General features: G+C 67.5%; 29 protein-coding genes and 1 riboswitch. Of the genes, 13 read left to right on the top strand and 16 right to left on the bottom strand.

Features of this window, described 5'->3' with window-relative positions; translation table 11 throughout:
• Positions 1-19 precede the first annotated feature (19 nt).
• The gene (locus tag ACK4MH_RS07170) at positions 20-1,303 is read right to left on the bottom strand and encodes an arsenic transporter (protein WP_409716560.1); all 1,284 of its coding nucleotides are present in this window, start codon (positions 1,301-1,303) and stop codon (positions 20-22) included.
• Positions 1,304-1,386: 83 nt separating this feature from the next.
• Here ACK4MH_RS07170 and ACK4MH_RS07165 point away from each other — a divergent pair, with 83 nt between their 5' ends.
• Genes ACK4MH_RS07165 through arsH form a run of 3 tightly spaced genes read left to right on the top strand, consistent with a single transcriptional unit; the run spans position 1,387 to position 2,895 of the window.
• Positions 1,387-1,722: an ArsR/SmtB family transcription factor gene (locus ACK4MH_RS07165; RefSeq protein ID WP_409716558.1), complete on the top strand. Its 336-nt coding sequence runs from the start codon at positions 1,387-1,389 to the stop codon at positions 1,720-1,722.
• A gap of 7 nt (positions 1,723-1,729) precedes the next feature.
• Positions 1,730-2,155 (top strand): arsenate reductase (glutaredoxin), encoded by a 426-nt coding sequence (gene arsC, locus ACK4MH_RS07160; RefSeq protein ID WP_409716556.1) that lies wholly within the window; start codon positions 1,730-1,732, stop codon positions 2,153-2,155.
• Positions 2,152-2,895 carry an arsenical resistance protein ArsH gene (gene arsH / locus ACK4MH_RS07155; protein ID WP_409716553.1) on the top strand — a complete coding sequence of 248 codons (744 nt, stop codon included), beginning with the start codon at positions 2,152-2,154 and terminating at the stop codon, positions 2,893-2,895. Before arsC ends, arsH begins: the two co-directional genes overlap by 4 nt.
• 11 nt (positions 2,896-2,906) lie before the next feature.
• Here arsH and ACK4MH_RS07150 read toward each other — a convergent pair whose 3' ends face one another.
• Positions 2,907-3,341, bottom strand: coding sequence for an acyl-CoA thioesterase (locus tag ACK4MH_RS07150; protein ID WP_409716551.1), 435 nt, complete (start codon positions 3,339-3,341; stop codon positions 2,907-2,909).
• Between the two features lie 133 nt (positions 3,342-3,474).
• Here ACK4MH_RS07150 and ACK4MH_RS07145 point away from each other — a divergent pair, with 133 nt between their 5' ends.
• Positions 3,475-4,605 (top strand): zinc-dependent alcohol dehydrogenase family protein, encoded by a 1,131-nt coding sequence (locus ACK4MH_RS07145; RefSeq protein ID WP_409716549.1) that lies wholly within the window; start codon positions 3,475-3,477, stop codon positions 4,603-4,605.
• 302 nt (positions 4,606-4,907) lie between these two features.
• Here the strand turns inward: ACK4MH_RS07145 and ACK4MH_RS07140 are convergent, their stop codons facing one another.
• From ACK4MH_RS07140 to ACK4MH_RS07120, 5 genes are all read right to left on the bottom strand, one after another.
• The gene (locus ACK4MH_RS07140) at positions 4,908-7,382 is read right to left on the bottom strand and encodes a S9 family peptidase (protein WP_409716547.1); all 2,475 of its coding nucleotides are present in this window, start codon (positions 7,380-7,382) and stop codon (positions 4,908-4,910) included.
• Positions 7,383-7,486: 104 nt separating this feature from the next.
• Positions 7,487-8,746 (bottom strand): hypothetical protein, encoded by a 1,260-nt coding sequence (locus ACK4MH_RS07135; protein WP_409716545.1) that lies wholly within the window; start codon positions 8,744-8,746, stop codon positions 7,487-7,489.
• Between the two features lie 53 nt (positions 8,747-8,799).
• Positions 8,800-9,651 carry a ribokinase gene (locus tag ACK4MH_RS07130; protein WP_409716543.1) on the bottom strand — a complete coding sequence of 284 codons (852 nt, stop codon included), beginning with the start codon at positions 9,649-9,651 and terminating at the stop codon, positions 8,800-8,802.
• Positions 9,648-10,601, bottom strand: a complete 954-nt coding sequence (locus ACK4MH_RS07125; protein ID WP_409716541.1) for a nucleoside hydrolase — start codon at positions 10,599-10,601, stop codon at positions 9,648-9,650. Before ACK4MH_RS07125 ends, ACK4MH_RS07130 begins: the two co-directional genes overlap by 4 nt.
• Before the next feature lie 226 nt (positions 10,602-10,827).
• Complete coding sequence (locus ACK4MH_RS07120) at positions 10,828-11,505, bottom strand: aspartate/glutamate racemase family protein (protein ID WP_409716539.1); 678 nt, start codon at positions 11,503-11,505, stop codon at positions 10,828-10,830.
• A 296-nt stretch (positions 11,506-11,801) separates the two neighbouring features.
• On the opposite strand from ACK4MH_RS07120, the gene ACK4MH_RS07115 reads away from it, so the two are divergent.
• On the top strand, positions 11,802-12,044 hold the full coding sequence (locus ACK4MH_RS07115) for a hypothetical protein (protein WP_409716537.1): 243 nt from the start codon (positions 11,802-11,804) through the stop codon (positions 12,042-12,044).
• A gap of 122 nt (positions 12,045-12,166) precedes the next feature.
• Here the strand turns inward: ACK4MH_RS07115 and ACK4MH_RS07110 are convergent, their stop codons facing one another.
• Both ACK4MH_RS07110 and ACK4MH_RS07105 read right to left on the bottom strand, forming a co-directional pair.
• Complete coding sequence (locus tag ACK4MH_RS07110) at positions 12,167-12,424, bottom strand: DUF3253 domain-containing protein (RefSeq protein WP_409716535.1); 258 nt, start codon at positions 12,422-12,424, stop codon at positions 12,167-12,169.
• 14 nt (positions 12,425-12,438) lie between these two features.
• Entirely contained in the window at positions 12,439-13,437 is a 999-nt protein-coding gene (locus ACK4MH_RS07105; RefSeq protein WP_409716533.1) for a D-cysteine desulfhydrase, read from the bottom strand.
• A gap of 86 nt (positions 13,438-13,523) precedes the next feature.
• Between ACK4MH_RS07105 and ACK4MH_RS07100 the strand changes: the two genes are divergently transcribed.
• From ACK4MH_RS07100 to thiC, 3 genes are all read left to right on the top strand, one after another.
• Positions 13,524-14,363 (top strand): TIGR02587 family membrane protein, encoded by an 840-nt coding sequence (locus ACK4MH_RS07100; protein ID WP_409716531.1) that lies wholly within the window; start codon positions 13,524-13,526, stop codon positions 14,361-14,363.
• Between the two features lie 6 nt (positions 14,364-14,369).
• Positions 14,370-14,759 (top strand): hypothetical protein, encoded by a 390-nt coding sequence (locus ACK4MH_RS07095; RefSeq protein ID WP_409716529.1) that lies wholly within the window; start codon positions 14,370-14,372, stop codon positions 14,757-14,759.
• A 16-nt stretch (positions 14,760-14,775) separates the two neighbouring features.
• Positions 14,776-14,884, top strand: a riboswitch (TPP riboswitch).
• Between the two features lie 136 nt (positions 14,885-15,020).
• Positions 15,021-16,850: a phosphomethylpyrimidine synthase ThiC gene (thiC, locus tag ACK4MH_RS07090; RefSeq protein WP_409716681.1), complete on the top strand. Its 1,830-nt coding sequence runs from the start codon at positions 15,021-15,023 to the stop codon at positions 16,848-16,850.
• Between the two features lie 7 nt (positions 16,851-16,857).
• Here thiC and ACK4MH_RS07085 read toward each other — a convergent pair whose 3' ends face one another.
• Positions 16,858-18,126, bottom strand: a complete 1,269-nt coding sequence (locus ACK4MH_RS07085) for a hypothetical protein (RefSeq protein ID WP_409716527.1) — start codon at positions 18,124-18,126, stop codon at positions 16,858-16,860.
• Positions 18,119-18,556, bottom strand: a complete 438-nt coding sequence (locus ACK4MH_RS07080; RefSeq protein ID WP_409716525.1) for a hypothetical protein — start codon at positions 18,554-18,556, stop codon at positions 18,119-18,121. Before ACK4MH_RS07080 ends, ACK4MH_RS07085 begins: the two co-directional genes overlap by 8 nt.
• 111 nt (positions 18,557-18,667) lie before the next feature.
• Between ACK4MH_RS07080 and ACK4MH_RS07075 the strand changes: the two genes are divergently transcribed.
• The 3 genes from ACK4MH_RS07075 to ACK4MH_RS07065 all read left to right on the top strand — a co-directional run bounded on the left by ACK4MH_RS07075 (position 18,668) and on the right by ACK4MH_RS07065 (position 20,593).
• Entirely contained in the window at positions 18,668-19,180 is a 513-nt protein-coding gene (locus ACK4MH_RS07075) for a zeta toxin family protein (RefSeq protein ID WP_409716523.1), read from the top strand.
• On the top strand, positions 19,177-19,353 hold the full coding sequence (locus tag ACK4MH_RS07070; RefSeq protein ID WP_409716521.1) for a hypothetical protein: 177 nt from the start codon (positions 19,177-19,179) through the stop codon (positions 19,351-19,353). The genes ACK4MH_RS07075 and ACK4MH_RS07070 overlap by 4 nt, the downstream gene beginning before the upstream one ends.
• A 331-nt stretch (positions 19,354-19,684) precedes the next feature.
• Positions 19,685-20,593, top strand: a complete 909-nt coding sequence (locus ACK4MH_RS07065; RefSeq protein WP_409716519.1) for a hypothetical protein — start codon at positions 19,685-19,687, stop codon at positions 20,591-20,593.
• 173 nt (positions 20,594-20,766) lie between these two features.
• On the opposite strand, the gene ACK4MH_RS07060 is transcribed toward ACK4MH_RS07065, so the two are convergent.
• Both ACK4MH_RS07060 and ACK4MH_RS07055 read right to left on the bottom strand, forming a co-directional pair.
• Complete coding sequence (locus tag ACK4MH_RS07060) at positions 20,767-21,423, bottom strand: DsbA family oxidoreductase (protein ID WP_409716517.1); 657 nt, start codon at positions 21,421-21,423, stop codon at positions 20,767-20,769.
• Between the two features lie 65 nt (positions 21,424-21,488).
• Positions 21,489-22,379 (bottom strand): DUF1206 domain-containing protein, encoded by an 891-nt coding sequence (locus ACK4MH_RS07055; protein WP_409716515.1) that lies wholly within the window; start codon positions 22,377-22,379, stop codon positions 21,489-21,491.
• A 131-nt stretch (positions 22,380-22,510) separates the two neighbouring features.
• Here ACK4MH_RS07055 and ACK4MH_RS07050 point away from each other — a divergent pair, with 131 nt between their 5' ends.
• Both ACK4MH_RS07050 and ACK4MH_RS07045 read left to right on the top strand, forming a co-directional pair.
• Entirely contained in the window at positions 22,511-22,711 is a 201-nt protein-coding gene (locus ACK4MH_RS07050; protein WP_372692721.1) for a hypothetical protein, read from the top strand.
• A 107-nt stretch (positions 22,712-22,818) separates the two neighbouring features.
• Positions 22,819-23,514: a Crp/Fnr family transcriptional regulator gene (locus ACK4MH_RS07045; protein WP_409716513.1), complete on the top strand. Its 696-nt coding sequence runs from the start codon at positions 22,819-22,821 to the stop codon at positions 23,512-23,514.
• On the opposite strand, the gene ACK4MH_RS07040 is transcribed toward ACK4MH_RS07045, so the two are convergent.
• From ACK4MH_RS07040 to ACK4MH_RS07030, 3 genes are all read right to left on the bottom strand, one after another.
• On the bottom strand, positions 23,511-24,887 hold the full coding sequence (locus tag ACK4MH_RS07040; protein ID WP_409716511.1) for a sensor histidine kinase: 1,377 nt from the start codon (positions 24,885-24,887) through the stop codon (positions 23,511-23,513). The two genes, ACK4MH_RS07045 and ACK4MH_RS07040, sit on opposite strands and share 4 nt — an antisense overlap.
• A gap of 74 nt (positions 24,888-24,961) precedes the next feature.
• Positions 24,962-25,642, bottom strand: a complete 681-nt coding sequence (locus ACK4MH_RS07035) for a response regulator transcription factor (RefSeq protein WP_409716509.1) — start codon at positions 25,640-25,642, stop codon at positions 24,962-24,964.
• A complete protein-coding gene (locus tag ACK4MH_RS07030) occupies positions 25,642-25,983 on the bottom strand; it encodes a hypothetical protein (protein WP_409716507.1) in 342 nt (113 codons plus the stop codon). Before ACK4MH_RS07030 ends, ACK4MH_RS07035 begins: the two co-directional genes overlap by 1 nt.
• Between the last annotated feature and the right edge of the window lie 61 nt (positions 25,984-26,044).

Below are 26,044 nucleotides of genomic sequence, written 5' to 3'. Positions count from 1 at the left end.
GGGAGACCGGTCGCCGCCGTCAGACGGTCAGTCTTAGGGCCAAGGCCGCCAAGGTCACGGCGAGCACGGGCAGGGTCATGACCACCCCGACCTTGAAGTAGTAGCCCCAGCCGATCTTCACGCCCTTCTTCGCCAGGACGTGCAGCCACAGCAAGGTGGCCAGCGAACCGATCGGCGTCATCTTGGGGCCCAGGTCGCTGCCGATGACATTGGCGTAGATCATCGCCTCCTTGACCGCGCCCGTCGCCGACGAGGCGTCGATGGACAGGGCGCCGATCAGAACGGTCGGCATGTTGTTGGCGATGGACGACAGGAAGGCGGTCAGGAAGCCGGTCCCGAAGGCCGCGCCCCACACGCCGCCTTGCGCGAACCCGTCCAGCAGTCCTGCGACATGGCGGGTCAGGCCGGCGTTCCCCAGCCCATAGACCACCAGATACATGCCCAGGGAGAAGATCACGATCTGCCAGGGCGCCTCGCGCAACACCCTGGTCGTGCTGATCACCGCACCCCGGCCGGCGACCACAAGAAGGATGGCCGCGCCCGCTGCCGCGACGGCGGAAACCGGGACGCCTCTGGGCTCCAGCACGAAGAAGCCGACCAGCAGAAGAGCCAGCACAATCCAACCCGCGACGAAGGTCGCGCGGTCCTTGATCGCCGTCGCAGGCAGGGCCAGGCGGTCGACGTCATAGGCCCTGGGGATGTCGCGCCCGAAGACGGCGAACAGGACCACGAGCGTCGCGGCGATGGCCGCCAGGTCCACGGGGACCATGACCGCCGCATAGCGGTCGAAGCCGATGTCGAAGAAGTCGGCCGAGACGATGTTGACCAGGTTGGACACCACCAGCGGCAGGCTGGCGGCGTCGGCGATGAAGCCCGCCGCCATGACGAAGGCCAGGGTCGCCTTGGGGCCGTAGCCGAGCGCCAGCAGCATGGCGATGACGATGGGCGTCAGGATCAGCGCCGCCCCGTCGTTGGCGAACAGGGCCGACACCGCCGCCCCCAACAGGACGAACAGCACGAACAGCCTGCGCCCATGGCCGCCGCCCCATCGACCGACATGCAGGGCGGCCCATTCGAAAAAGCCTGCCTCGTCCAGCAACAGGCTGATGACGATGATGGCGATGAAGGTCGCCGTCGCATTCCAGACGATGCCCCAGACCACGGGAATGTCGTTCAGGGTGACGACGCCCAGCAACAGCGCGACCGCCGCGCCGCCCATCGCGCTCCAGCCGATCTGCAGGCCCCTCGGCTGCCAGATCACCAGGGTGATGGTGACCGCGAAGATCAGAAGGGCGACGATCATGGGGCGGCTCCGCAGCGGCCGACCAGCGACCTCAGCGCCCCCCTTTAGCTTGCACTCACCCATACTTCCAGTATCTTGGAACAATGGAATCCGAACCCGCCATTCTCGCGCTCGCGGCCCTGGCCCAGTCCACGCGGCTGGACGCCTTTCGGCTGCTGGTCCGCCACGAACCCGACGGCCTGCCTGCGGGAGAGATCGCCGACCGGCTCGCCGTCCCCACCAATACGATGTCGGCGCATCTGGGCGTGCTGTCCCGCGCGGGGTTGATCACGTCTCAGAGGCGCAGCCGCTCGATCATCTATCGCGCCGATCTGGATCGGCTGCGCGAGGTCGTCCTGTTTCTGCTCAAGGACTGCTGCCAGGGCCGCGCCGAGCTTTGCCAACCCCTGCTGGCCGAATTGGCCCCCTGCTGCGACTGAGGCTTCAATGGACATCGTCATCTATCACAATCCCGCGTGCGGGACGTCGCGCAACACCCTGGCCCTGATCCGCCATGTGGGGATCGAGCCGCACGTCGTCGAATATCTGAAGACCCCGCCCAGCCGGGCGCTGGTGGCGCAACTGGTCGAACGGATGGGCGGATCGGTGCGCGACATCCTGCGCGAGAAGGGCACGCCCTATGCCGAGCTGGGCCTGGATGACGCCGCCCTGTCGGACGATCAGTTGTTGGACGCGATCGAAGCACATCCCATAATGATGAACCGCCCCATCGTCGTCTCGCCCCTGGGGGTGAAACTGTGCCGCCCGTCCGAGGCGGTGCTGGACCTGCTGCCCCAGGAGGGACTGAAGCCCTTCGTCAAGGAGGATGGCGAGGTCGTCGTCGACGCCGACGGCCGCCGCGTGATCGGATGAGCCGCCTTCGCGACCTGCCCGATCCCGATCATCTGCCGGCGCTCGATCCGGCCTATCTCTCGACCACGCCCGCGACGGGCCTGGGTCCGGTCAATACCGCGCCGCGCATTCTCCTGCTCTACGGCTCCCTGCGCGAGCGGTCCTTCTCTCGCCTGTGCGTCGAGGAGGCGGCGCGGTTGTTGCAGGTCATGGGTTGCGAGACCCGCATCTTCGATCCGTCCGATCTGCCGCTGACCGATCAGGTCGCCGGCGACGACCATCCGGCCGTCCACGAACTGCGCGAGCACGCCATGTGGTCCGAAGGCATGGTCTGGTGCAGCCCCGAACGCCACGGCCAGATCTCGGCGATCATGAAGCTCCAGATCGACCACCTGCCGCTCAACATGGGCGGCATGCGCCCGACCCAGGGCCGCACCCTGGCGGTCATGCAGGTGTCTGGCGGCTCGCAGAGCTTCAACGCCGTCAACACCCTGCGCCTGCTTGGGCGATGGATGCGGATGATCACCATCCCCAACCAGTCCAGCGTCGCCAAGGCCTTCATGGAGTTCGACGACGCGGGCCGAATGAAGCCGTCGGCCTATTACGACCGCATCGTCGATGTGATGGAGGAACTGGTGCGGTTCACGATCCTGACCCGGCCTCATACCACGCAGCTTGTGGACCGCTACTCCGAGCGAAAGGCGGAGCAGACGCCGATAGACCGATCAAAGGACTTATCCGCAATTGCCGGCGGTTCGTAGACACCGCGCCCTCACCCCGCCCGCAGGTTCTCCACCACGGCCTTCAGCTTGGCCGGCAGCGGCTTGGGCCGGCGGGTTTCGGCGTCGACATAGACATGGACGAAATGGCCGATGGCGGCGGGCACGTCGGCGCTGCGCTTGAACACCGCGAAGCCGTAGCTGACGCTGGAGGTGCCGATCTTGTCGACCTTGATCCCGACCTCGATCACGTCGGGAAATTTCAGCGCGGAGGTGTAGCGGCAGCCCGAATCCACCACCAGGCCGATGGATTCCGTCAGGGCGTCGGCGATCAGCAGATGGGCGTTCACCGCCGAGTCCACGAACTCGTAGAATTTGGCGTTGTTGATGTGCCCGTACTGGTCGTTGTCCGCCCAGCGCGTCGAGACCATGTGAAAGGCCTTGTAGGTCGCGCGGTGCGCCAGGGCGCCCTCGTCTCGTTTCGGCATCGTCATCTCCCTCGGCGACGCGAACCGTCGCTCTCGATACCGACGCTCTAGCTTGGACGACGTTGCGTCAAGCGCCTATCGGTAGAAGCCTGATCACGAACGCGCTGGTCTTTTCGGACATGAGGACAAGAGCATGAGCATCCCGACCCGCGCCGCCGTCCTGTCCCGCATGGGCGCCGCCCACCCTTACGCCGACAGCCGCCCCCTGTCGGTCGAGACCGTGACGCTGAACCCGCCCGGTCCCGGCGAGGTCCTGGTCGCGATCAAGGCGGCGGGCCTGTGCCACTCGGACCTCAGCGTCATCAACGGCGACCGCCCCCGCCCCCTGCCCATGGCCCTGGGTCACGAAGCCGCTGGCGTGGTCGAGGCCTTGGGAGACGGCGTCACGGACCTCCAGATCGGCGACCACGTCGTCATGGTCTTCATGCCGTCCTGCGGTCATTGCGACCCGTGCGCCGGCGGCCGTCCCGCCCTGTGCGAGCCGGGCGCCGCCGCCAACGGCAAGGGCGAGTTGCTGTCCGGCGCCCGCCGCATCTTCCGCGAGGGCGAGCCGGTCAACCACCACCTCGGCTGTTCGGCCTTCGCCGCCCACGCCGTCGTCTCGCGCCGCTCCCTGGTGAAGATCGACCCGGCCCTGTCGTTCGAAGAGGCGGCCCTGTTCGGCTGCGCCGTCCTGACCGGCGTCGGCGCCGTGGTGAACACGGCGGGGGTCAAGGCGGGCCAGAGCGTCGTCGTCATCGGCCTGGGCGGCGTCGGCCTGGCCAGCGTCCTGGGCGCCCTGGCCAGCGGCGCCTCCCCCGTCGTCGCCGTCGATCTGTCGGAGGACAAGCTGGCCCTGGCCCGCACCCTGGGTCCGGTTCAGACGGTCAACGGCGCCGATCCCGATGCGGTCGATCAGGTCCGCGCCCTGACTAAGGGCGGCGCCGACTTCGCCTTCGAAATGGCCGGCTCGGTCCGCGCCCTCGACAACGCCTGGAAGATGACCCGGCGCGGCGGGACCACCGTCACCGCCGGCCTGCCCCCGCCCGAGGCGGCCCTAGCCGTCAACGTCGTCTCCCTGGTCGGCGAGGAACGCACGCTGAAGGGCTCCTACATCGGAACCTGCGTCCCCAGCCGCGACATCCCCCGCTACGTCGCCCTCTATCGCCAAGGCCGCCTGCCGGTGGACCGGCTGATGAGCGGCGTCATCCCTCTGGACGACATCAACGCCGGCTTCGACCGCCTGCACGCCGGCGAGGTGGTGCGGCTGATCGTCAGACCCTGACGACACCGTAATCCCGCCGCCCGGTTTCGGCCGCGACGACCCGGATCAATGTCCGCTCATCATCAGCGCCGTTAGGAAAAATGTTCGTCACAACGGTCACGGCGAGGTCACAGCGAACACGACGGAGCCGTGCCGGTTCGTAAAATCCTTATGGCCTGCGGCGGCGAAGCCGCGATCGACGTCTCGACTTGGGAACTCGGCGCCGACGCGCTTTTGGTCTCGTCGTGTCATCGTGACCTCGTCGTGCCCGCTGTGACGAACCCCTTCAGGCCTGCATCAACGCCGCCACAGGTCGCCGCAGATCACTCCGCCGGCTTCGGCGGCGCGTTCTTCACATACTGGTCCATCCAGCGGGTCATCTCCCACAGGGTATGGCCCACCGATTCCCGCGCGCGATAGCCGTGCGCCTCCAGCGGCAGGGTGACGTAACGCGCCGTCGCCCCCAGCCCCTTCAGCGCCGCATAAAAGCGTTCGCTCTGCACCGGGAAGGTGCCCGAATTGTCGTCCGCCTCGCCATGGATCAGCAGGATCGGCTCGTTCAGCTTGTTCGCATAGGTGAAGGGCGACATCTCGGTATAGACCTCGGTCGCCTCCCAATAGTTGCGCTGCTCGGCCTGGAAGCCGAACGGCGTCAGCGTCCGGTTATAGGCGCCCGACCGCGCGATGCCGGTCCTGAACAGGTCGCTGTGCGCCAGCAGGTTGGCCGTCATGAAGGCGCCGTAGCTGTGCCCCCCGACCGCGATCCGGTCGCGATCCGCCACCCCCATCGCGACCACGGCGTCCACCGCGGCTTTCGCGTCGGCGACCAGTTGTTCGACATAGGTGTCGTTCGGCTCGGCCCCGTCCTTGCCGATGATAGGCATGGAGGGGTTGTCGAAGATCGCATAGCCCTGGGTCAGCAGGAACAGATGGCTGGACCCGCCCGGCCGCACGAACCGATTCTGCACATCCACCGTCTGGCCGGCCACCGCCGCGTCGGTGAACTCGGCCGGATAGGCCCACATCAGCATCGGCAGGGGACCGTCGCGGTCCTTGTCGTAACCGGCCGGCAGATACAGCGTCCCCGACAGCTTGACCCCGTCCGCCCGCTCATAGGTCACCAGCTGCCGCGTAGCCTCGGCCAGCTGCGGCGCCGGATCGGGGAAGTTGGTCAGGGCCGTCGTCTGGCCCGTCGTCAGGTCGCGGATCTGCAGGTTCGGCGGGTCCAGCCGCGTCTCGCGCTGCGTCACCACCCGCTTGCCGTCCGCATCCAGGAAGCCGACCACCGCCTCGTAATCCGTGTCGGCCGAGGTCCACAGGCGCTCGCTGCGCCCCGTCGCCGGGTCCATGGCGGCCAGGAAGGGGAACTCGCCCTGCGGCGTCGCCCCGGCGCCCGACATCAGGATCCGCCCCTGCGGATCGAACCGGATCACCGGCCGGCCCGCCGCATTCGGCTGGGTCACCGGCTGGCCCGGATTGTCGTAGCGGGCCTGATAGTTCCGCTCCAGAAGCACCCGGCCCTCGCCGGGGTTCGACGGATCGACCACGAAGCGCGTCTCGTGCCGGGTGTTGAACCAGCGGCTGTTGACGATGGCCAGGTCGTCGCGACCCCACACGATCCCGCCGAACCGCTCCTTCAGGTCGATCAGCTTGACCGGCTCGGCCGTGAACGGCGCCGCCTGCATGAAGACCCGGTCCCTGAACTCGGCCTCACGCTTGATGTCGCCGCCGTCCAGCGCCTCGACCCAGGTCAGGGTCGCCGGCGCATCGGCCCGCCATCCCACCGAACGCGGCCCCGGCGCCACGGCGTCGAAGGCGGTCGGCACATCGTCCCTCAGCGGCAGGTCGGCGATGGTCCGCACCACCCGGCCGGCCATATCCGTCACGACGATCTCGGTCGGGAACAGGTCGTCCGGCACGACATAACTATACGGCCGCTTGGCGATCTCGTGCAGGATGTACTGGCCATCCGGCGACACCGCGCTATCCAGATAGACCGCCGGCGCCCCAATCGTCCGTGCACGGCCGTTCAACGGAACCAAGGCCAGCTGCGACGTGAAATAATGGTCGAACAGGGCCTCGTCGCCGGGGTTCGACAACAGATCCTGATAGGTCCGCACCGGCGCCACGCGCCCGGCCGTCTCCTCGATGTTCGGCCCCGTCGGCGCCATGGTCACATCGGGCGCCGGCCCCCGTCCGGCCGGAACCGCCTCGACCAGCAGGCCCGAACTGTCGGGCAGCCATTCATAGCCGGACCCGCCCGTCATATTGACCACCGGCTCGGTCAGTTTGCGCGCCCGCGCCGTCGCCACATCCACGACCCACAGCTCCAGCCCCGTCGGCCGATCCAGCACGAAGGCCAGGGATTTCGCATCCGGTGAGAACCGCGGCGCCGTAAACCGCGCCTCGGCCGGCAGGGCCACGACCCGCGCCGCCCCACCGTCCACCGCCTGAAGGCTCAGCCCGGTCAGCCACGACACCCGGCTCTCCGCCAGGCCATTGTTCCTCGGATTGATCCGCGCCCCCGCCAGCCGCAGCATCGGTTCGGCCAGGGCCTTGATGCTGGGCAGGTTCGACCGGTCCAGCAGCACCAGGGTCTTGCGATCCGGGCTCAGCATCGGCGCCGGCGTCGGCTTGGCGTCCAGAATGTCCGCGATGGGCGTCGGCGGCTGTTGATAGACCGAAACCGCCGGGGCCACCGTCTGGGCGCCCGAGCTTTGAGCCAAGGCCGCACCGGCCACGCCGCTCATCAACACCGTCGCCAGCACAAGCCCGACGCCACGAACACGCATCATCATCGTCTGAAGTCCCCACAAAACCCGAACCCCAGACCTAACCCCGCCTGCACACCCGTGCCAACCCGTTTCAGGGTTACGGTGTCACAGGGACGCCATGCAGGCGCTCAGACCGAGATCTCTCCAAAGGCGGCTTCGATCCCATGGCGTGTCTCCAGGCGCAGGACATACGGCCCCGGTCGCAGCATCATCGTGGCTCGCGTCTGTCCCGGCTCCAGCATCAGGTGGTCGGCGGGGATGACCATGCCCTCGCTGGTGTGCAGCGCCTGCAGCAGCGTCGGCCCGTCAAAGGTCGGAACCGAGACCTCCACGGCCTTTCGCAACGGATCGGCCGCCAACCAGCCCGGCCGCCCGGACACACGGTCCAGTCGCGGATGGAAGACGCTCATATCCATCCGCCCTTCATAGTCCCGATGCGCGAAGGCGCGCCCATTGCGAGACACGATGATGGGCGCCGTCGGCTGAAAGCGCGCCAGCACCGCCGCCACATGAGGCGCATCCGCTTGCGGCCGCGTCGCGGGCCAATTCAACGACTGTTCGATGGTCAGGGGATCAATGCCCGTCATGGCCTTCAACCGCGCAGCGAACCAAAGGCCGCCACGGCCCTCGACCTCCATGGCGTGGCTGTATCCGCACAGAACGAATATCCGGGCGTCGGGTCGCGCCTTCAGCACGGTCTCCACCAGATTGCTGGCCTGCGCGGCTTCGCGCACCGCGCTCTGTTCGTCCATCGTCGCGGTTTGCGGCGGCCTTTGATCCCAGCGCCATTCGTAGTCGGCGAAGACATAGCCGAGGGCCGCCGCCTCCCTGACCGCTTCGGCGAACACGGGGTCGGCGATGTAATAGCCAAACCCGGCATGAAACGGCTCGCCCTGCCGGAACCCTCGCATGGACGGCGCGGCCTGTTTCTGGGGTTGGATGAAGGTTTCGGCGGCGAAGGTGTCGAACCCCAACGGCCGCAACGCCCGCATCACGCGCGCCGCGAAACTGCGGTGGCCCGAGATGTTGTGGGCCTCGTTCAGGATGACGATCTGCTTGTCCGCCGCCGCTGCGACGATGGCCGAAAGCGCGTCCTGGCTTTGCGCGCCCTCTAGGTCTGGCAGAACCGCATCGACGGGCCGAACGCGTTCCTGGCTGCCGATCGCCGTCGCCTCGTCGCCCAGGAAGGCGGCGTATTGGGACAGAAACCCTTCCGCCGCCGCATCTCCAGCCGCCGCCTGCGCCTTGAGTTCGAGATACTGCGGCAGGTACCGGCCCTCGATCATGAATTGTTGGGCGGCGCTCAACGGCGTCTGCGCCCATGCGGGTCGCACGACCAGCGCGGTCGTCACCGCCACGGCCAGCCCCAATCCTCGTCGTGTCAGCATTCACCCCTCCATCGCGACATAAGCCACAGGTTGCATTGGGCGAAAGTAGGGCGTCAGCTCCGCTCGGCCAGCAGTTCCTCGACCTCTTCCCGCTCCGGCGCAGACGGCTGAGCCCCCGCGCGCGTCGCCGCGACGGCCCCCGCTGCACAGGCGAACTTCAAGGCTTCGGCGGGGTCCATCCCTTCCAGCAACGCCACGACGATGGCCGCCACGAAGGCGTCGCCCGCGCCGGTCGCGTCGACCGCCTCGACCACAGGCGGGGTCGCCCAGGCCATTTCTACGCCGCGCTGATACATGGACGCGCCCTTGGCGCCCTTGGTCACCACCACACGGCCGCCGCCCCGGTGCAGGCTGTCGCCATAGTAGGCGGCCTCGATCTCGTTGACGACGATAAGGTCGGCGCGGCGCAGCAGGGCCTCCGACACCGGCCCGGCGGGCGCCAGATTGGCGCAGACGAAGCCGGTCGACCGGCCCACCGCCGCCTCCACCGTCGCAAGCGGCAGCTCCAGCTGCACGATCAGCGCCCCCTCGATCCGCTGCGGCAGCTGTTCGGGCGTCACGAAATGATTGGCGCCCGCCGCCACCACGATCTGGTTCTCGCCCGACGGATCGACGGCGATCAGGGCCACGCCGGTCGGCGCCGCAATGTCCGTCTCCACACCCGACAGATCGACGCCCATGTCCGCCATCAGGGCCAGGGCCTCGCCCGACATGGCGTCGTCGCCGACCCGCCCGATCAGGCACACCTCGGCCCCCAGCTTCTCCGCCGCCAGCGCCTGGTTGGCGCCCTTGCCGCCGGGGTGGCGCGCCAGCGTCGCCCCCGTCACCGTCTCGCCCGGCGCCGGCAGGCTGGGCGCCGTGGCGACCAGGTCCAGGTTGATCGAGCCGACGACGGTGATCCTCATGCCCCCGTCCCTCGCGCCTGATCTCTGAGCTTGTCGACGATCAGGTCGAACACCCCCTGCCCGTCCGCCGCCACCACCCAGCGATGCCGCGCCGTCGCCGGATCGACCCGGAACTCCACCGCCGTATGGCCGCGCGTCAGTTCCGACGTCGTCTCGACCTCGATCCGGCATGGCCGCGTCTCGAACAGGTCCGGCCTGATCAGCCAGGCGATGGTGCAGGGATCATGCAGCGGCGCTGAATCCCAACCGACGATCTCGCGCTCGACCCGCTGCGAGAACCGCAGCATCGACGCCGTCGCTCGCGCCGCCTCGCTGTCGATGGTCTCGACGGCGGCGATCCGGTCCTCGGTCGCACGCACCTGATGGGTCGCGTCCAGCCCCAGGGCGATCACCTCGCACCCCGACCCGAACACCACCGCCGCCGCATCCGGGTCGGCCCAGATGTTGAACTCGGCCGACGGCGTGATGTTGCCCCCTTCGGACCGCGCGCCGCCCATGATCACCACCGGCCCCAGCCAGTCGGCCAGCCGCCGCTCGCGCCGCATCGCCAGGGCCAGATTGGTCATCGGTCCCATGACGGCGACCGCCACCGAACCCTGCGACCGGCTCATGACCAGATCGACGATGGCGTTGGCGGCCGGGCCGTCGCCGACAATGCCCGTCGGCTGGAACGGCTCCAGATCGCCCAGACCCTCCGGCCCATGGAACGCGCCCGCCCCCGCCGGCGGCCGCTTCAGCGGCCGCTCGGCCCCGCCATGCACCGGCACGTCCTCGCGCCCGGCGATCTGGCGCACGATCCGCGCATTGCGCTGGGTCAGGGCGCCGGGGACATTGCCCCCCACGGTAGTGACCGCCAGCAGGTTCAACTCGGGCGCCGCAAAGGCCAGGAACAACGCCACGGCGTCATCCACGCCGGGGTCGCAATCGATGATAAGGGACTGAATAGACACCCGCTTCGTTTGCCGCCCCAAAGGCCGGGGGGCAAGCCCCGTTCACACCCCTCTTTCGTCATTCTCCGGCGAGCGTAGCGAGACCGGGGAACCCAGCGGCGCCGAAGGCGATGCTTCCGTCGCAGGATGCTGGGACATCTAATCCGTGACAGGTTCGCGCTCTCGCGCGCCGCTGGGTTCCGGGTCTCAGCTACGCTGCGCCCGGAATGACGAAAGAAAACGACATCTAACCCAGACACGCCCCCACGCACGCCCGCGCCAGCACCTCGGCCGAATCCGTCAGCATCACAGGCGCATCCTCCGCCCGCAGCAGCAACGGAACCTCCGTGCATCCCGCGATCAAGGCCTGCGCGCCCGCATCCGCCAGCACGCCCGCCAGCCGCAACATCCCCGCCCGCGCCGCCTCGCCCACATCGCCGCGCTTGACCCCATAGACCAAACCCATGAAGGCCTCGCGATCCGCGCCGTCCAGCAGCACCGCCTCGACCCCGCGCGCCGCCAGCGCCGCCCGATAAAGCCGCGATCCGCCCGGCGTCGCCAGCACCCCGATCCGCTTCGCACCCGCCACGACAGCGGCATCCGCCGTCGCCGCGATCATGTCGATGAAGCTCAACCCCTGCGCCTCGCAGACGGCGCGTATCCCGTCCGCCTGGGCATGAGCCGTGTTGCACGGCATGGCCATCACCTGCGCCCCCGCCGCCGCCAGCCGCGCCGCCATCTGACCCAGCACCACCTCCGCCTCGCCCGGCCGCGTGTTCCGATCGGGAACCTGCGGGTTCAGATCCATCAAAACCCTGATGTGATCCGCATCCCCCCGCGCCGGCGTCAGCGCTTGCACCCGCTCCAGAAACGCCACCGTCGCCGCCGGCCCCATGCCCCCGATGACGCCCAGGATCTTGCTCATTCCATCACTCCAAACCGAGGCCATCAGGGTGTCGGCGCCGCTAGTTCCCTCGCCTCGCCAGTTCCCTGCGCTTACCCGACCGTCCCCGTGTCCACCATAGTGGGAAGCAGCCTCGACGCCCGTGCTCAAACGGCATGAGAGATAGCATCAGCGTCGCGCCACTGCTCCACCGGCCTCCTGCGAACATTCATCGCGGACGACTGGAACGCGATCACGCAGAGGTTACTGGTTGCAAACACCACAATGTCAGATCGTGCGCCTGCCTTCACGACGAAGGCTCATTGGAGGACACGCCCGTGAAGAAATTCGTCCATCTCGCGCTTGCTGCGGCTTTGATGACGTCTTCGGCTGTAGGCGCCGCAACGCTGTTTCCAACCAACGCAGTCGCCGCAGAGCAACCCTGGCTCATGATCACCTACCTTTCAGGCGGTCAGCCGGTGGGAAACACACAGGTCTTCTGTAACAGTCCCGACATCAACTCCGGCAACACCACCACCTACGACAGCGTCCACTACACCTACTACTTCATGTGCCCGTAAACCCTCCTCGCGCGTAACCGCGCCGGACGGGAAGACCTGTGCTCTAAAAAATGGCCCCTCGACCTCATGGTCGGGGGGTCTTCTCTCAAACTCTTCCCTTCGGACTCGATGGGAAGCGTTCGTCAGCTGCAAATCCGACCCGCGGCACTGCCGCGACCGATCCGATACGGGCCCGCCCGGGTCGCCAAGGGACGACCTTTCCAGCTCAGACGCACCAGCCCGTCGCTCACCATCTGATCGACCGCCGCGTGAACCTCCGGCATCGCCTCGCGCCATTCCCCGGTCGCCACGGTCAGCGCTCGGGCCACTTCGCTGGGACAGACGGTCGCGTCCTCCGCACGGGCGGCCAACAACGCCAAGGTCGCCTCGCGCGCGTCCACCCGACTCACCGCCCTTACAGCGCCTCTTCGATCTCGCTCTGATAGCCGAACAACCCCTGCGCCCCGCCGGTGTGCAGGAAGACCACCGTCTCGCCGCGGAACTGCCCGGCCCGCGCCAGGGCGATCAGCCCCTTCATCGCCTTGCCGGAATAGACCGGGTCCAGCACGATCCCGTCCAGACGCGCGGCCAGGGTCAGGGCGTCGATCACCCCCTGGTCGATCAGGCCGTAACCCTCGCCCACATAGTCGCAGTCGGCGACCACCATCTCGCGCCTCACCCGCCCCCGCTGGCCCAGCAGGGCGGCCGTCTCCTCGGCCAGTTTGAAGACGTTCGCCTCCTGCTTCTCCTTCGGCGCCCGCACCCCGACGCCCAGCACCGCAATGTCCGCCCCCATGACCGCCAGCCCGGCGACCAGGCCCGCATGGGTGCCCGCGCTGCCCGTCGCCGTCACGATCCGGTGGACCTCCAGGTCCATCTCGTCGGCCTGGACCACGATCTCGCGCGCGCAATCGACGTAGCCCAGCGCTCCAATGGGATTCGAACCGCCGCCGGGGATGACATAGGGCTTGCCGCCCCGCGCCCGCACGGCGTCCGCCGTCGCCTCCAGCTCGGCGACCATGTCCGTCCCGCCCGGCACGGTGCGCAGGGTCGCCCCGAACAGCCGGTCCAGCAGCACATTGCCGTTGCCGACATAGTCGCTGGCCTTCGACCCCGTGCGCTCTTCCAGAATGATCTCGCAGGCTAGGCCGTGCGCGGCCGCCGCCGCCGCAGTTTGCCGCACATGGTTCGACTGCACCGCCCCTTGCGTCACCAGGGTGTCGGCGTCCGCTTCGAACGCCGCGCCCAGAAGGAACTCCAGCTTGCGCGTCTTGTTGCCGCCACCCGCCAGGCCGGTGCAGTCATCGCGCTTGATCCACAAATCCACGCCCAGCTCTTCCGACAACCGGGGCAGCGGCTCCAGCGGCGTCGGCAGATGGGCCAGGCGGATGCGGGCGAAACGGGCGAGATGCATGGGGTCGGCTCCTGTTCGAAGTCTTGATAGCGCGCCTACATGACAGGCCCAAGGAGCCAAAACGGAGCGCCAAGCGTTGCCGCCCCATGACCGCCGCCGCCATGATCGACCTGCGCAAGGAGCGCGCCTACATCCGCGATCTGGCCCGCGCCTTCGCCGGCGCCCTGGTGTTCAACATCCCGCTGCTGATGACGATGGAGATGTGGGAGCAGGGCGTGGCCATGGAGCGCTGGCGCCTGCTGACCTTCATCCTGGCCGGCCTGCCCCTGCTGTACGGCCTGGCCTATTATGCGGGCTTTTCAAAGCGGCGCGGGTTTCGAAACGACATCCTCGACACCGCCGTGGCCCTGGCCGTCGGCTTCGTCACCGCCTCGGTGCTGCTGATCCTGTTCGGCGTGGTCCAGTGGAACGCCCCGCCGCACGAGGCCATCGGCATGGTCGCGCTTCAGGCCGTGCCCGGCGCCATGGGGGCGCTTCTGGCCCGACGTCAACTCAGCGGGGCCAGTTCGGAGTCTAGGGGCGGCGACACCGACGAAGACGAGGCCTCCTATTTCGGCGAGTTGTTCCTGATGGCGGCGGGCGCCCTGTTCTTCGCCCTGAACATCGCCCCGACCGAGGAGATCATCCTGATCGCCTACAAGGCCACGGCCCTGCATGTCCTGGCCCTGATCGCCCTGTCGCTGCTGCTGCTGCACCTGATCGTCTTCAACGCCGGCTTCGCCGGTCAGGAAGAGGCGGATCGGCCCCTGCACGCCTTTCTTCACTTCACCCTGCCCGGCTACGCCATCGCCCTGGGGATCAGCCTGTTCGCCCTCTATGTCTTCGGGCGGACGGACGGTCTGTCGGTGCAGGGCGTGGCCCAGATCGCCATCGTGCTGGGCTTTCCCGCCGCCATCGGCGCCGCCGCCGCCCGCCTTCTGGTCTGAGGATCCATGCCCGCCAAACCGCCCGCCAAAGCCAAGTCCGAAGACCCCGGCCGCCCCGTCCTGCAATGGGTCATGGCCGTGGTGGGCGCCGTCGTCACCCTGTCGGCCATCGCCATCGTGGTGTGGGAGGCCCTGCAACCCGCCGCGCCCCCGGCCCTCAGCGCCCGCATCGTCGCGGTCGAGGCCACCGCCGCCGGCCACGTCGCCACCATCCGCGTCCAGAACGACGGCGACGACACCGCCGCCGCGGTCGAGATCGAGGGCGTGCTGGGTGACCAGACCGCGACCGCCAGCCTCGACTACGTCCCCCGCCACGGCCACGCCGAAGCCTACCTCCGCTTCGACGCCGACCCGCGCGCGGCGGCCGTCTCGGTCAAGGGCTGGTCGGCGCCCTGAGCCTGGGTTATGGTCCCTTCGTTCTCCGGGGGGTCGCGATCGAGCGGCTGAGATTGGCGTAGCCGCCTGACCCGTCGAACCTGATCCGGGTCATGCCGGCGAAGGGATGGGAAACGCCTTGGTCCACGCAACAGGACCGTTCCGCCCGACGTCGGCAGACCTCAACCGTTTGAGGCCGCCATGAACATCCAAGTCACGCCCCCCGCCCTGCCCGAAGAGCCCAATGTCGAACTGGCTCTGAAAGACGCGCGCGACGCGGTCATGCGCGAGACCGGAACCATCCCGACCGGCGAACGCGCCGGGTCGCGCAAGGTCTATGTCGCCGGCGAGCTTTACCCCGACATCCGCGTCCCCTTCCGCGAGGTCGCCGTCCATCCCTCGGCCAACGAGCCGCCGGTGACCATCTACGACAGCTCCGGCCCCTATACCGACCCGACGGTCACAATCGACATCAAGCGCGGCCTGCCGCTCGTCAAATCCAGCTGGCAGCTGGATCGCGGCGACATCGCCCCCGTGGCGAACCCCCGCGAGGTCAAGCCCGAGGACAACGGCCACGCCAGCGGCAAGAACCTGGCCCCCCGCTTCGACACCTCGCGCCACCGCGTCTTCAAGGGCGTCGAGGGCCGCCCCGTCACCCAGTACGAATACGCCCAGGCCGGCGTCATCACGCCCGAGATGGAATACGTCGCCATCCGCGAGAACCTGCGCCGCGAGCAGAACGCCCCCTGCATCCGCGACGGCGAAGACTTCGGCGCCAGCATCCCCGACTTCGTGACGCCCGAGTTCGTGCGCCAGGAGATCGCGCGCGGCCGCGCCATCATCCCGCACAACATCAACCACCCCGAGGTCGAGCCGATGATCATCGGCCGCAACTTCCTGGTGAAGATCAACGCCAACATCGGCAACTCCGCCGTCCTGTCCAGCGTGGACGACGAGGTCGACAAACTGGTCTGGGCCACCCGCTGGGGCGCGGACAACGTCATGGACCTGTCCACCGGCCGCAACATCCACAACATCCGCGACTGGATCATCCGCAACTCCAGCGTCCCCATCGGCACCGTCCCCATCTATCAGGCGCTGGAGAAGGTGAACGGCGTCGCCGAGGACCTGACCTGGGAGGTGTTCCGCGACACCCTGATCGAACAGGCGGAACAGGGCGTCGACTATTTCACCATCCACGCCGGCGTGCGCCTGCCCTTCGTGCCGATGACGGCCAAGCGCGTCACCGGCATCGTCAGCCGGGGCGGCTCCATCATGGCCAAATGGTGCCTGTCCCACCACCGCGAGAGCTTCCTGTATGAGCATTTCGAAGACATCTGCGACATCATGCGGGCCTATGACGTCAGCTTCAGCCTGGGCGACGGCCTGCGCCCCGGCTCCATCGCCGACGCCAATGACGAGGCCCAGTTCGCCGAGCTGCGGACCCTGGGCGAACTGACCAAGATCGCCTGGGCCAAGGGCTGCCAGGTCATGATCGAGGGCCCCGGCCACGTGCCGATGCACAAGATCAAGGCCAATATGGATGAGCAGCTGAAACACTGCCACGAGGCGCCCTTCTATACGCTTGGCCCGCTCACCACCGACATCGCCCCCGGCTATGACCACATCACCAGCGCCATCGGGGCGGCCATGATCGGCTGGTTCGGCACGGCCATGCTCTGCTACGTCACGCCCAAGGAGCATCTGGGCCTGCCCGACCGTCAGGACGTCAAGGACGGCGTCATCACCTACAAGATCGCCGCCCACGCCGCCGACCTGGCCAAGGGCCACCCCGCCGCCCGCCTGCACGACGACGCCCTGAGCCGCGCCCGGTTCGAGTTCCGCTGGGAGGACCAGTTCAACCTCGGCCTCGACCCCGAAACCGCCCGCAAATACCACGACGCCACCCTGCCCAAGGAAGCCCACAAGACCGCCCACTTCTGCTCCATGTGCGGCCCGAAATTCTGCAGCATGAAGATCAGCCAGGACATCCGCAGGGATGCAGCGGCGCAGAATGATGCCGGGGGTTCGCTGGAGGAGGCCGAGGCCGGGATGGCGGAGATGAGCGCGAAGTTCCGGGCCGGGGGCGGGGTGGTGGAGGTGAAGTTGTGAGGCGGGCTCAGAGCGCCAACTCAGACGGGAAAAGCGAGTCTACCGACGACCTCATGAACCGGCCTGTTGTCGGTAGAATCGTAAATGCGAGCTTTGTTACATCATCCAACTCGAACGGCGTTCCTCCCATCAGCAGTCGCTCACGGATGTTCTTAGGCGTGGGGGGAAGCATGTCGCTGATGAGCTCCCGCGACACCTCATCAACCCTGTCGAGGTTCACGTCCGAACCGAAGACAAAACTATCTATGGCCTCAATAAGCTCTGCATTGAATCTAGCCCCAGAGACTACCTCTCGTCCTTTTTCGGTGAGCTGCCACTTGCCTTCAGGTGCAACTGCAAATCGCACCCTGAGCAGAAAATCGAGATAAATCTGCAGGCGATCTCTGCTGACATAGCGTCCCGTGATCCCATCGTCGGCCAATTTAAAATCGGCATTAAGCTGAAGATTGTCGATTACTTCTTCGCCTGACCGAGGACTTTCGGCCAAAAGCTGCATAGCAGTCCACATTCGCCCGTAAATGGTTCTCCTACCTGCAAAAGGATGAAACCCGGCTGGAACTTGTGGTGGCGCGGCCAAGATTACTTCATCGCCCAATGAGCCAAAAGAAGTTGGTTCCTGCTTGTAGCCGGATTTGTTTACACCATCGGCAATGATAGACGCCCGAGATAGCTCAAACACTTTCTTTAGGGTGACGCCGCCGTGACGGCGACTAATTCTCTGGTCTTGCCGCTGTGCCGGCCTCTCCAACGTAGCAATTAGTCTTTCTGAAAAATTTGCTTCGAATGCGTAGTTGGAACCCGTGCCAAACATCGCAAATATGTTTGGAAAACTGGCTACTACACGTTCACATCGTCCGCTGTGACAGCTATCGATGCTCAAAATGAATTTTTTGAATCCAGCTTCTCTAACATCTTCAAGCAATCGAGAAACTGAAAGATAGAATTTTCGATCAGATTTTTTATCATGCCTCAATGTTAAATCGAGATCGTGGTCGCCCTTAGGGCGGCTATGTCCTACATAGTGGACCATAAGTAGCGTATTTTCGCTTACCCTAGCCACCTGGTCAGACAGCAAACTCACTATCCGCGCCCTCTCTGGATTGAAGAGCACGTTAGGAGATTTTTCTCGGTCTTCTAGCGATGAGAATCGGTATCGGCTTTCGAGACCAATCGCTCGTTCTAGACGCGAGGCCAAGCCCTGTATTCTTTGATATGAAGGACCAGGCTCATTCTCCAGCCCCCAATGCCCGATAATGAGGGCGCGATGGTCAGGCATCAGAGCCGCCCAAACCTTCTATGAACTCTGAAATCGCCGCCGTGGTAGCTGGCAGAGCGATCTCCTTCGCAGCAATTTTCAGCTTTAACTTTGCCCCGCGATCAAGCGGAAGTTCGGCTTGATCGCCCGTCGATTGCTCTGACCGGGCGTCGTCCCCTCTGATGCCCTTTATAATCTGATCCAACCCATAGAGCAGTGCCTGCGCGTACGCTTTGTACATCGCTGGGTTCTGAGCCACATCGACTATGAACTCGATCAAGGACTCGGCACCCTGAGCGTTCTCCGGCGCAGCCTTCATCTTTTCAGTGGTCTTGCCACCTGCACTCTGAGCGAATCCCTCCACTTCTGCCCTTACGTCGGCGACGAGGTTCTCGTAGTTTTGGCCTGCGGGCTGTTCTCCGCCCGTATCTAGGATGATGCTCACGCTCATATTTGAATTCCTCTGCGAAAGCGCGATTCCACCTCCGCGCGAGTGGTAGAGTATCATCAGTCTTTCACGCTGGAGCAATCTTGTTTCCGGATGTCACGCAGGTCTGTGGTTATGCCCACCCTCGTCCTCCTCGCCGGACCGAACGGCGCCGGCAAGACCACCCTCGTCAACCGCTTCCTGCGTCAGCGGGCGGAGGCGTTTCGGTTCGTGAACCCGGATGAGGTCGCGCGTGGTCTGACGGGCGAAGGCGCGGCGCGCGATCTGGCGGCCGGGCGGCTGGTGCTGGAGCGGTTGGACGCCCTGTTCGGCGAGCGGGCGGACGTGGTGCTGGAGACGACCTTGGCCACCCGCTCCCACGCCCCGCGCATCCGCCGGTTCAAGGCGGCCGGTTACCGGGTCGAACTGATCTATCTGCGCCCGCCCTCGGCCGACTTCTCCGTCGCCCGCGTGGCGCGTCGCGTGGCCCAGGGCGGCCACGGAATACCGGAGGACACGCGCTGCGCCGCCGTTTCGCGCTCAGCCTCGACTATCTGGAGACGGTCTACAAACCGCTGGTGGACTCGTGGGAGGTCTATGCGAGTAGCGACGAGGAGACCGAACGGCTGGATTCGGGGTCCGAAATGAACACGATCTTCGACCGCGAAACCACGCTGAAGGCCCTGCGCGACGCCGCCCGGATCGCCAAGACGGGCACGCGCGAGGAGAAGTCCGGCAAGTTCCTGCCGCCGCCCGGCTGGAAGGGGCATCTGGTCACCGCCGCCGACGCCCCGGCTGCGCCGAAGAGGAAGCGCGCCTGACGTAATCCTCCCCCATCGGGGGAGGGGGACCGCGCAGCGGTGGAGGGGGCCGCCCGCGCATCGGCTCGCGCCCGTTCATCGCCGCTTTCAGAGACAACCGTCCGACACCGTGTCTGGCTCAAGCCCCCTCCACCCCGGCGCAAGGGGCGCCGCGGTCCCCCTCCCCCAATGGGGGAGGAATGGGGGCTTCCTATACAACATGTCCCCTCTCCGACCGTTGAAATCCCTCGGCTTTCCCTGAATCGACGCCGTCTACCCTATCACCCCCTGAGGCGGGGTTAGACTGAGAGGGCGTCCCATGTCGGGGCGGCGGCCTGGGGCCTGGGAGAGCATGGATCAGCATCAACCCCGCATCATCGCGCGCGGCGAGTGGGAGCAGAACGAATACGGCGACCTGCTCTACATCCCCCGCCACAAGGCGCCGCCGATGGGCGATGCGCGCGGCAACATCGGCCCTCGGCAAGAGGGGCGCGATCCCGACGACCTGCCGGTCGACGAATACATCCCCGGCGATCCGACCGATCCGCGCATCACCGAGGCCCTGGCCTCGATGCGCGCCGAGAAAGAGGCCGCCGCCCGACACGAACTGGCGAGGGGCGAACCGGCGAGGGGCGAACCGACGCCGACCGCGCGCGGCGGCTATCGCCCGGCGTCCGACACGGTCTGGGAGAACGCCCGCAAAGAGTATCTGGCCGGCGACACGGCCGAGACGGTCTGCGCCCGTTATGGCATGGGGGTCAGCACCTTCCGCGCCCGCGCCAGCGACGAGGGCTGGCGGCGTCAGGACCAGGACGATCCCGCGCCCCTGCCAATGGATGAACCGATCGACCTGCCGTTCGAGACGGCGCAGGGCCTGCCCGACTTTGCGGAAATGGCGGCTCACGCCCTGGTGCGGATGGGCCGGGCGGTCCAGGCCGGGCGCGCGATGGAGGCGGCGCGGTGGGTGCGGCTGCACGCCCATCTGACCCGCCTGGCGCGCGAGGCGGAGCCGCCGGCGCCGAAGCCCGAGCCCAAACCGAAAGAACCCGACATGGCCGAACGCGCCACGGCCGTCGCGCGGGAAATCGGCGTCATCGCCCTGGAGGCCGCCGCCCTGACCCCCGGCGACTACGCCGGCCGCGACGCCCTGATGGCCCGTGTGGACGCGCTCGACGACCTGAAACCGCCCCCGATTTCAGACGAATTGCACAGTTCAGACGGTGTTTTTGCGGAGGCGGAGTCTGAAACCGACCCGCCGTGATCGTCTCCTCCCCATCGCCTGCGATGGGGAGGACAGGTCGCGTCAGCGACCAGGAGGGGGCGACTCGGTCGTCGAGATGACCCGTATTCCCATCGCACACCCGGTCGCCCCCTCCTGGCGGCGCACGCGCCGCCTGTCCTCCCCATCGGCCTGCGCCGATGGAGAGGTGAGGCTCACACCTCCGACGCAATCTTTCTCAGAGCGTCCTCGAACGTCTGGGCCGGCTGGCCGCCGCTGATCAGATACTTGCCCTCCACCACCACGGCGGGGACCGAGGTGATGCCGCGCGATCGCCACAGGTCTTCGGCCGCGCGCACCGCCTGCGCATAGCGGCCAGAGGCCAGCACCTCGCCCGCCTCGGCCCGGTCCAGCCCGGCGGCCTCGGCGGCGGCGGTCAGGACCCCGGCGTCGGTCAGGTTGCGGTTCTCGGTGAAGTGGGCGGTGAACAGCGCCTGTTTCAGGGCCTTCTGCTTGTCGGGCGCCGTCTCGTGCGCCCAGTGTAGCAGGCGGTGGGCGTCGAAGGTGTTCCAGATGCGGCTGTCGTCGGTCATCCGCATGTCGAAGCCGACCTCGCCCGCCCGCTCGCGGATCATGGCGCGGTTGGCGGCGGACTGTTCAGGGCTCGCGCCGTATTTGCGGCCGATATGCTCGACGATGTTTTCGCCCTCGGGCGCGATCTGGGGGTTCAGCTCGAACGGCTGGAAGGCGATGTCGGCGGCGATCCCCTCGCTCTTGAGGGCGTCCAGCGCCGTCTCAAGCCCGCCCAGGCCCACCACGCACCACGGGCAGACCACGTCGGAAACGAAGTCGATCTTCAGGGTCTTGGTCATGGCGAGGGCCTTCTGGAACAGCAAGTGTTGCTGGAATATAGGGAGGCCAAGCCCGACGCCAAGCCTCAGCCGATCTTCAGATCGCGCGGCGGCCGGATCCTGCGCCAGCGCGCCTCCACGAAGGCGAAGGCGCCGAAGGCCATCAGCCCCGCCGCCGTCAGCCCCAGGATCCACGACCCGCCCGGCTGGGCCTCCAGCGCGTCCAGCGCGGCCGCCGTCGTCGTCACCTCGCCCGAGCGCGCATGCAGCCCCGCCAGAACCACGAACACCCCCAGCGGGAGGTAAGCAAAGCCTCGCGCCCCATAGCCCGCCCGCGCCAGGGCCGTCGCCGTCCCGCAGAAGGCCTTGGGACAGGCCAGGGCGTCGTCGAAATCGTCCCGGAAGGCCCGCACGATATTGCCGATCCCGACGCCCAGAACCACCAGCCCCGCCCCGATCAGCAGCGCCTCGCCGAACGGCAGGCCCAGCAGAACGGCCGCCTTCTCCTGGTTCTCGGCGACGCTCTCGGCCTGGGCTGAGGATGCGCTGGTCGCCTCGCCGAACTCGTCCAGATATTCGAACACCCCCGACGCCAGCACGCCGTAGAACAGGCCGCTGGCCGCCTGCCCGGCCCGCGTCGCCCACCCCTTCAGGTCGGCCCCCTCATGGTCGGCGTCGAACACCGCCTGCAGCACGCGCCAGCCGACGAAGGCCCACAGGCCCAGCCCCAGCAGCACCAGCCACACCTTGCCGAACGGCTGCTCCGCCAGCCACCCCGCCGCCCCGCTGGTCCCCACGGCCTCGCCGATCCGGTCGGTCGCCGCCAGCAGGGTCAGCGCCCCGGCCGACAGATAGACGAAGCCTCGCGCGCCATATCCGACCCGCGCCGCCCACTCGACCAGCGTCGCCAGCGGCGGCAGGCGCACGGCCCGGCCCAGATCGGCGGCGGCGTGGCGAAGGGTCGTGGCGGCTTTCATCGCGTCTCCGGCGTCGAGATGCCCCCTAACGCCTCTGGCCCGGCAAAGGCTCCCGCTGCGGCGACGCTGTGTCGACATCCGACAGACGGCGGCCCGCGTAAGCCGTTACGGTCAAGCCTTAGGAGCCAAGCTTGCGCATCTACGAGTTTCACTTCTTCGACGAGGCCGACCGCCGCCCCCTGCTCGACTTCTTCGACGGGGCCGACGACGACATCGCCGTCGCCGCCGCCCGCAAGCGCCTGGCCGACCACGCCTCCTGCATCGGGGTCGAGGTTCATCAGGCGGAGCGTCTCGTGGCTCGGCTGGAGCGCCCCGCAGCCGACGCCGGCTGATCGGTTTCGTACATATCTCGGTAAAATCAGGGCTTTTCCCCAGAAACCGGGACTGGATACAGCTACGCTGTGTCGAGTTTCGACAGACGCGCGAGGCAGATCGCCTTATGCGCGAACTCATGCGCAGCCTCCCGCCGGGCAACCGGTTGATCCACGACCTGAATCCCGAAGACCGCGACGCCCTGCTGGCGATCGCCGTCCCCGTCGAATTCGCCCTGGGGCATGTGTTCAACGAGCCGGACGACGCCATCGAACACCTGCACTTCATCGACAGCGGCTTCTGCTCCTCGGTGGCGGTGCTGGAAGACGGACGAACAGTGGAGACGGTCATGATCGGGCGCGAGGGGGTGCTGGGCGTCGTGGCCTCGGTCGTGCCGCACCACGCCCATACCCGCAGCGTGGCCCAGGTCGCCGGCACGGCGCGGCGGGTGGACGCCGCCCGTTTCCGAGCGCTGTCAGCCCAGCGGCCGGGCGTGCGCGACGCTGTCGGCAACTATATGGCCCGGCTTCAGGGCGAACTGGAGCAGTCCACCGCCTGCAACGCCCTGCACCACGCGGGCCAGCGGTTCGCCAAATGGCTGCTGCGCTGTCACGACCGGGTCGAGGGCGACACCCTGAACCTGACGCAGGAGTATCTGGCCTCGATGCTGGGGTCGCAGCGCACGACTGTGAACGAGGCGGCGCAGGGGCTTCAGAAGGCCGGCGCCATCGCCTATTCGCGCGGCCGGATCACGGTGCTGGACCGGGCGGCGCTGGAGCGGGCCGCCTGCGAGTGCTACCGCCGGGGCGGCGACCCGCTCTAGTCCGCCTGGGCGGCGGGCAGTTCCAGCACGGCCTTCAGCCCGCCCATATCGCTGTCCGCCAGGTTCAGCCGCCCGCCATAGGCGCGGGTCAGATCATCCACGATCGACAGGCCCAGGCCCGAGCCGGGAGCACTCTCGTCCAGCCGCGCGCCGCGCTGCATGACCGTATCGCGTTGGTCGGCAGGCAGGCCCGGCCCGTCGTCCTCCACCACCAGGATCATCTGCCCCAGGCCGCTGCCGCCCGCCGAAACACGGACCCGGCGCTTGGAGAATTTGGCGGCGTTCTCGATCAGATTGCCCAGGATTTCCTGCAGGTCCTGACGCTCGCCCAGGAAGGACAGGTTGTCGGGCGCGCGCCAGTCGATCTCGACGTTCTTGTCGCGGAACACCTGTTCGATCATGACCGCCAGCTCGTCCAGCACCTCGGCGACCGGCGTGGTCTCGCCCAGGCCGTGGGCGGCGCGGGCGGCGGCGCGGGCGCGGCGCAGATGGTGATCGACCTGGCCCTGCATGACCTTGGTCTGGCGCCGCACCAGTTCGGGCAGGTCGCCCTGCGTCGTCCCCGCCTCGGCCAGCATGACCGAGATCGGGGTCTTCAGCGCATGGGCCAGGTTGCCGACGTGGGTGCGCTGACGCTCCACCACCTCCTGGTTATGATCCAGCAGGCGGTTGACCTGTTCGGCCAGGGGCTGGATTTCCAGCGGATAGGACCGCCCGATCCGCGCCGACTTGCCCTTGCGCACGTCTGCGATCTCGTCACGCAGGTCGAACAGGGGACGCAGGCCGATCCGCACCTGAATGAAGACCGCCGACACCAGGCCCAGCCCCAGGATCAGCATCGCCGTCCAGGTCACGCGGGCGAACTGGCGCGTATCCGCATCGACCTCGGACCGGTCGATGGCGGCGATGAAGATGACCGGATTTTCGTGCCGGGGAATGGACTTCATGCTGGCGGCGACGCGCAGGGGCTCGCGCGTCTCGGCGTCGTCCTTGGGGCCTGTGGTGTTGAAGGTGATGACGTCGCCGAACGCCGCATCAAGCCGGTCGGGCAGATCGGCCGGCAAGGCCAGGTCGTAGCTCCACAGCGATGTGGACCGCGCCAGGCTGACCAGTTGGCCGTCCGGCCGCACCTCCATGATCTGCCAGTATTTGCCCGACAGCAGGCGCAGGGTCCGCGCGTCCTGAATCTGGGGCACCACCTCGCCCTGCGGCGTGCGGCTGGCGGCGACTACGATCTCGTCCGAGGTCTCGCTGAGCATGGAGCCCAGGCGGCGCAGCGCCGATTCCTGGAAGGCCTGGGTCAGGACCAGGGCGGCGACGACCAGGGCCACCAGAATCCAGGCCGAGGCCAGCCAGATCAGCCGCCGGGTCAATGAGCGACCAGGCCGCCCGAACCAGCGGCCCCAATCGCCGCGGCTGGCGCGTCGCCTCGATACCGCCTGCCCGGTCACGCCGGTTCGGATTCGCCCGCCAGAGGCGTCAGCCGATATCCCAGGCCGCGCACGGTCTCGATCCGGTCGGACCCGACCTTCTTGCGCACGCGCCCGATGAAGACCTCGATGGTGTTGGAATCCCGGTCGAAGTCCTGATCGTACAGGTGCTCGACCAGTTCGGTGCGGCTGATGACCCGGCCCTGATGCATCATCATGTAATGCAGCAGCCGGTATTCCAGCGAGGTCAGGCGCAAGGGTTCGCCGTTGACGCTGGCCCGCGCCGCGCGCGGATCCAGCCGCAACCCGCCACAGGCCAGGGTCGCCGAGGCGATGCCGGCCGAGCGGCGCAGCAGGGCCCGCAGGCGCGCCAGCAGTTCCTCGGTATGGAAGGGCTTGGTCAGATAGTCGTCGGCCCCGGCGTCGAAGCCCGCCACCTTGTCCGACCAGGCGCCGCGCGCCGTCAGGATCAGGACCGGCGTGGTCTTGCCGTCGCGCCGCCAGCGCTCCAGCACCGACACGCCGTCGATCTTGGGCAGGCCCAGGTCCAGCACCACGACGTCATAGGGTTCGTTCTCGCCCAGATAATGGGCTTCCTCGCCGTCCGGGGCGTGATCCACGGCATAGCCCGCGTCGCCCAGCGCCGCCTTAAGCTGACGCGACAGATCCGCGTCGTCCTCGACCAAAAGCACGCGCATCAGTCGGGCCTGCGACGTTGATTGTTGTTGTCGTCAGGGCGCGCCTGGCCGGTGCGGCCATCGACCACGACCTCGCGCACGCGGCCGTCACGTTCGACCAGGACGGAGTAGTTGCCGTCGCGGCGCGGTTGGGTGTCGATGGGGCGGCCGCCGCCGGCCGCGCCGCCACGGCGACGCGCCTCGTCCGGGCTGACGCGGGGTGGGGGTCGATCCTGCGACTGTTGACCCTGATCGCGCGACTGAGCGACCGCCGGCGTCGACAGGACGGGAGCGAACGCCAAGGCCAGGGCCAAGGCCAGGGCGGGCGGGGCGACGATGAGGCTGGCGGGTTTACGGGACATGGCGACCGATCTAGGCCCAATCATCTGAACGGGCGCTGAATACGTCGTATAGTTTAAAGCC

This window comes from Brevundimonas sp., assembly GCF_046295075.1.
In the GTDB taxonomy this organism is placed as follows: Bacteria; Pseudomonadota; Alphaproteobacteria; order Caulobacterales; family Caulobacteraceae; genus Brevundimonas.
This window is presented reverse-complemented; position numbering and strand designations above follow the sequence as displayed.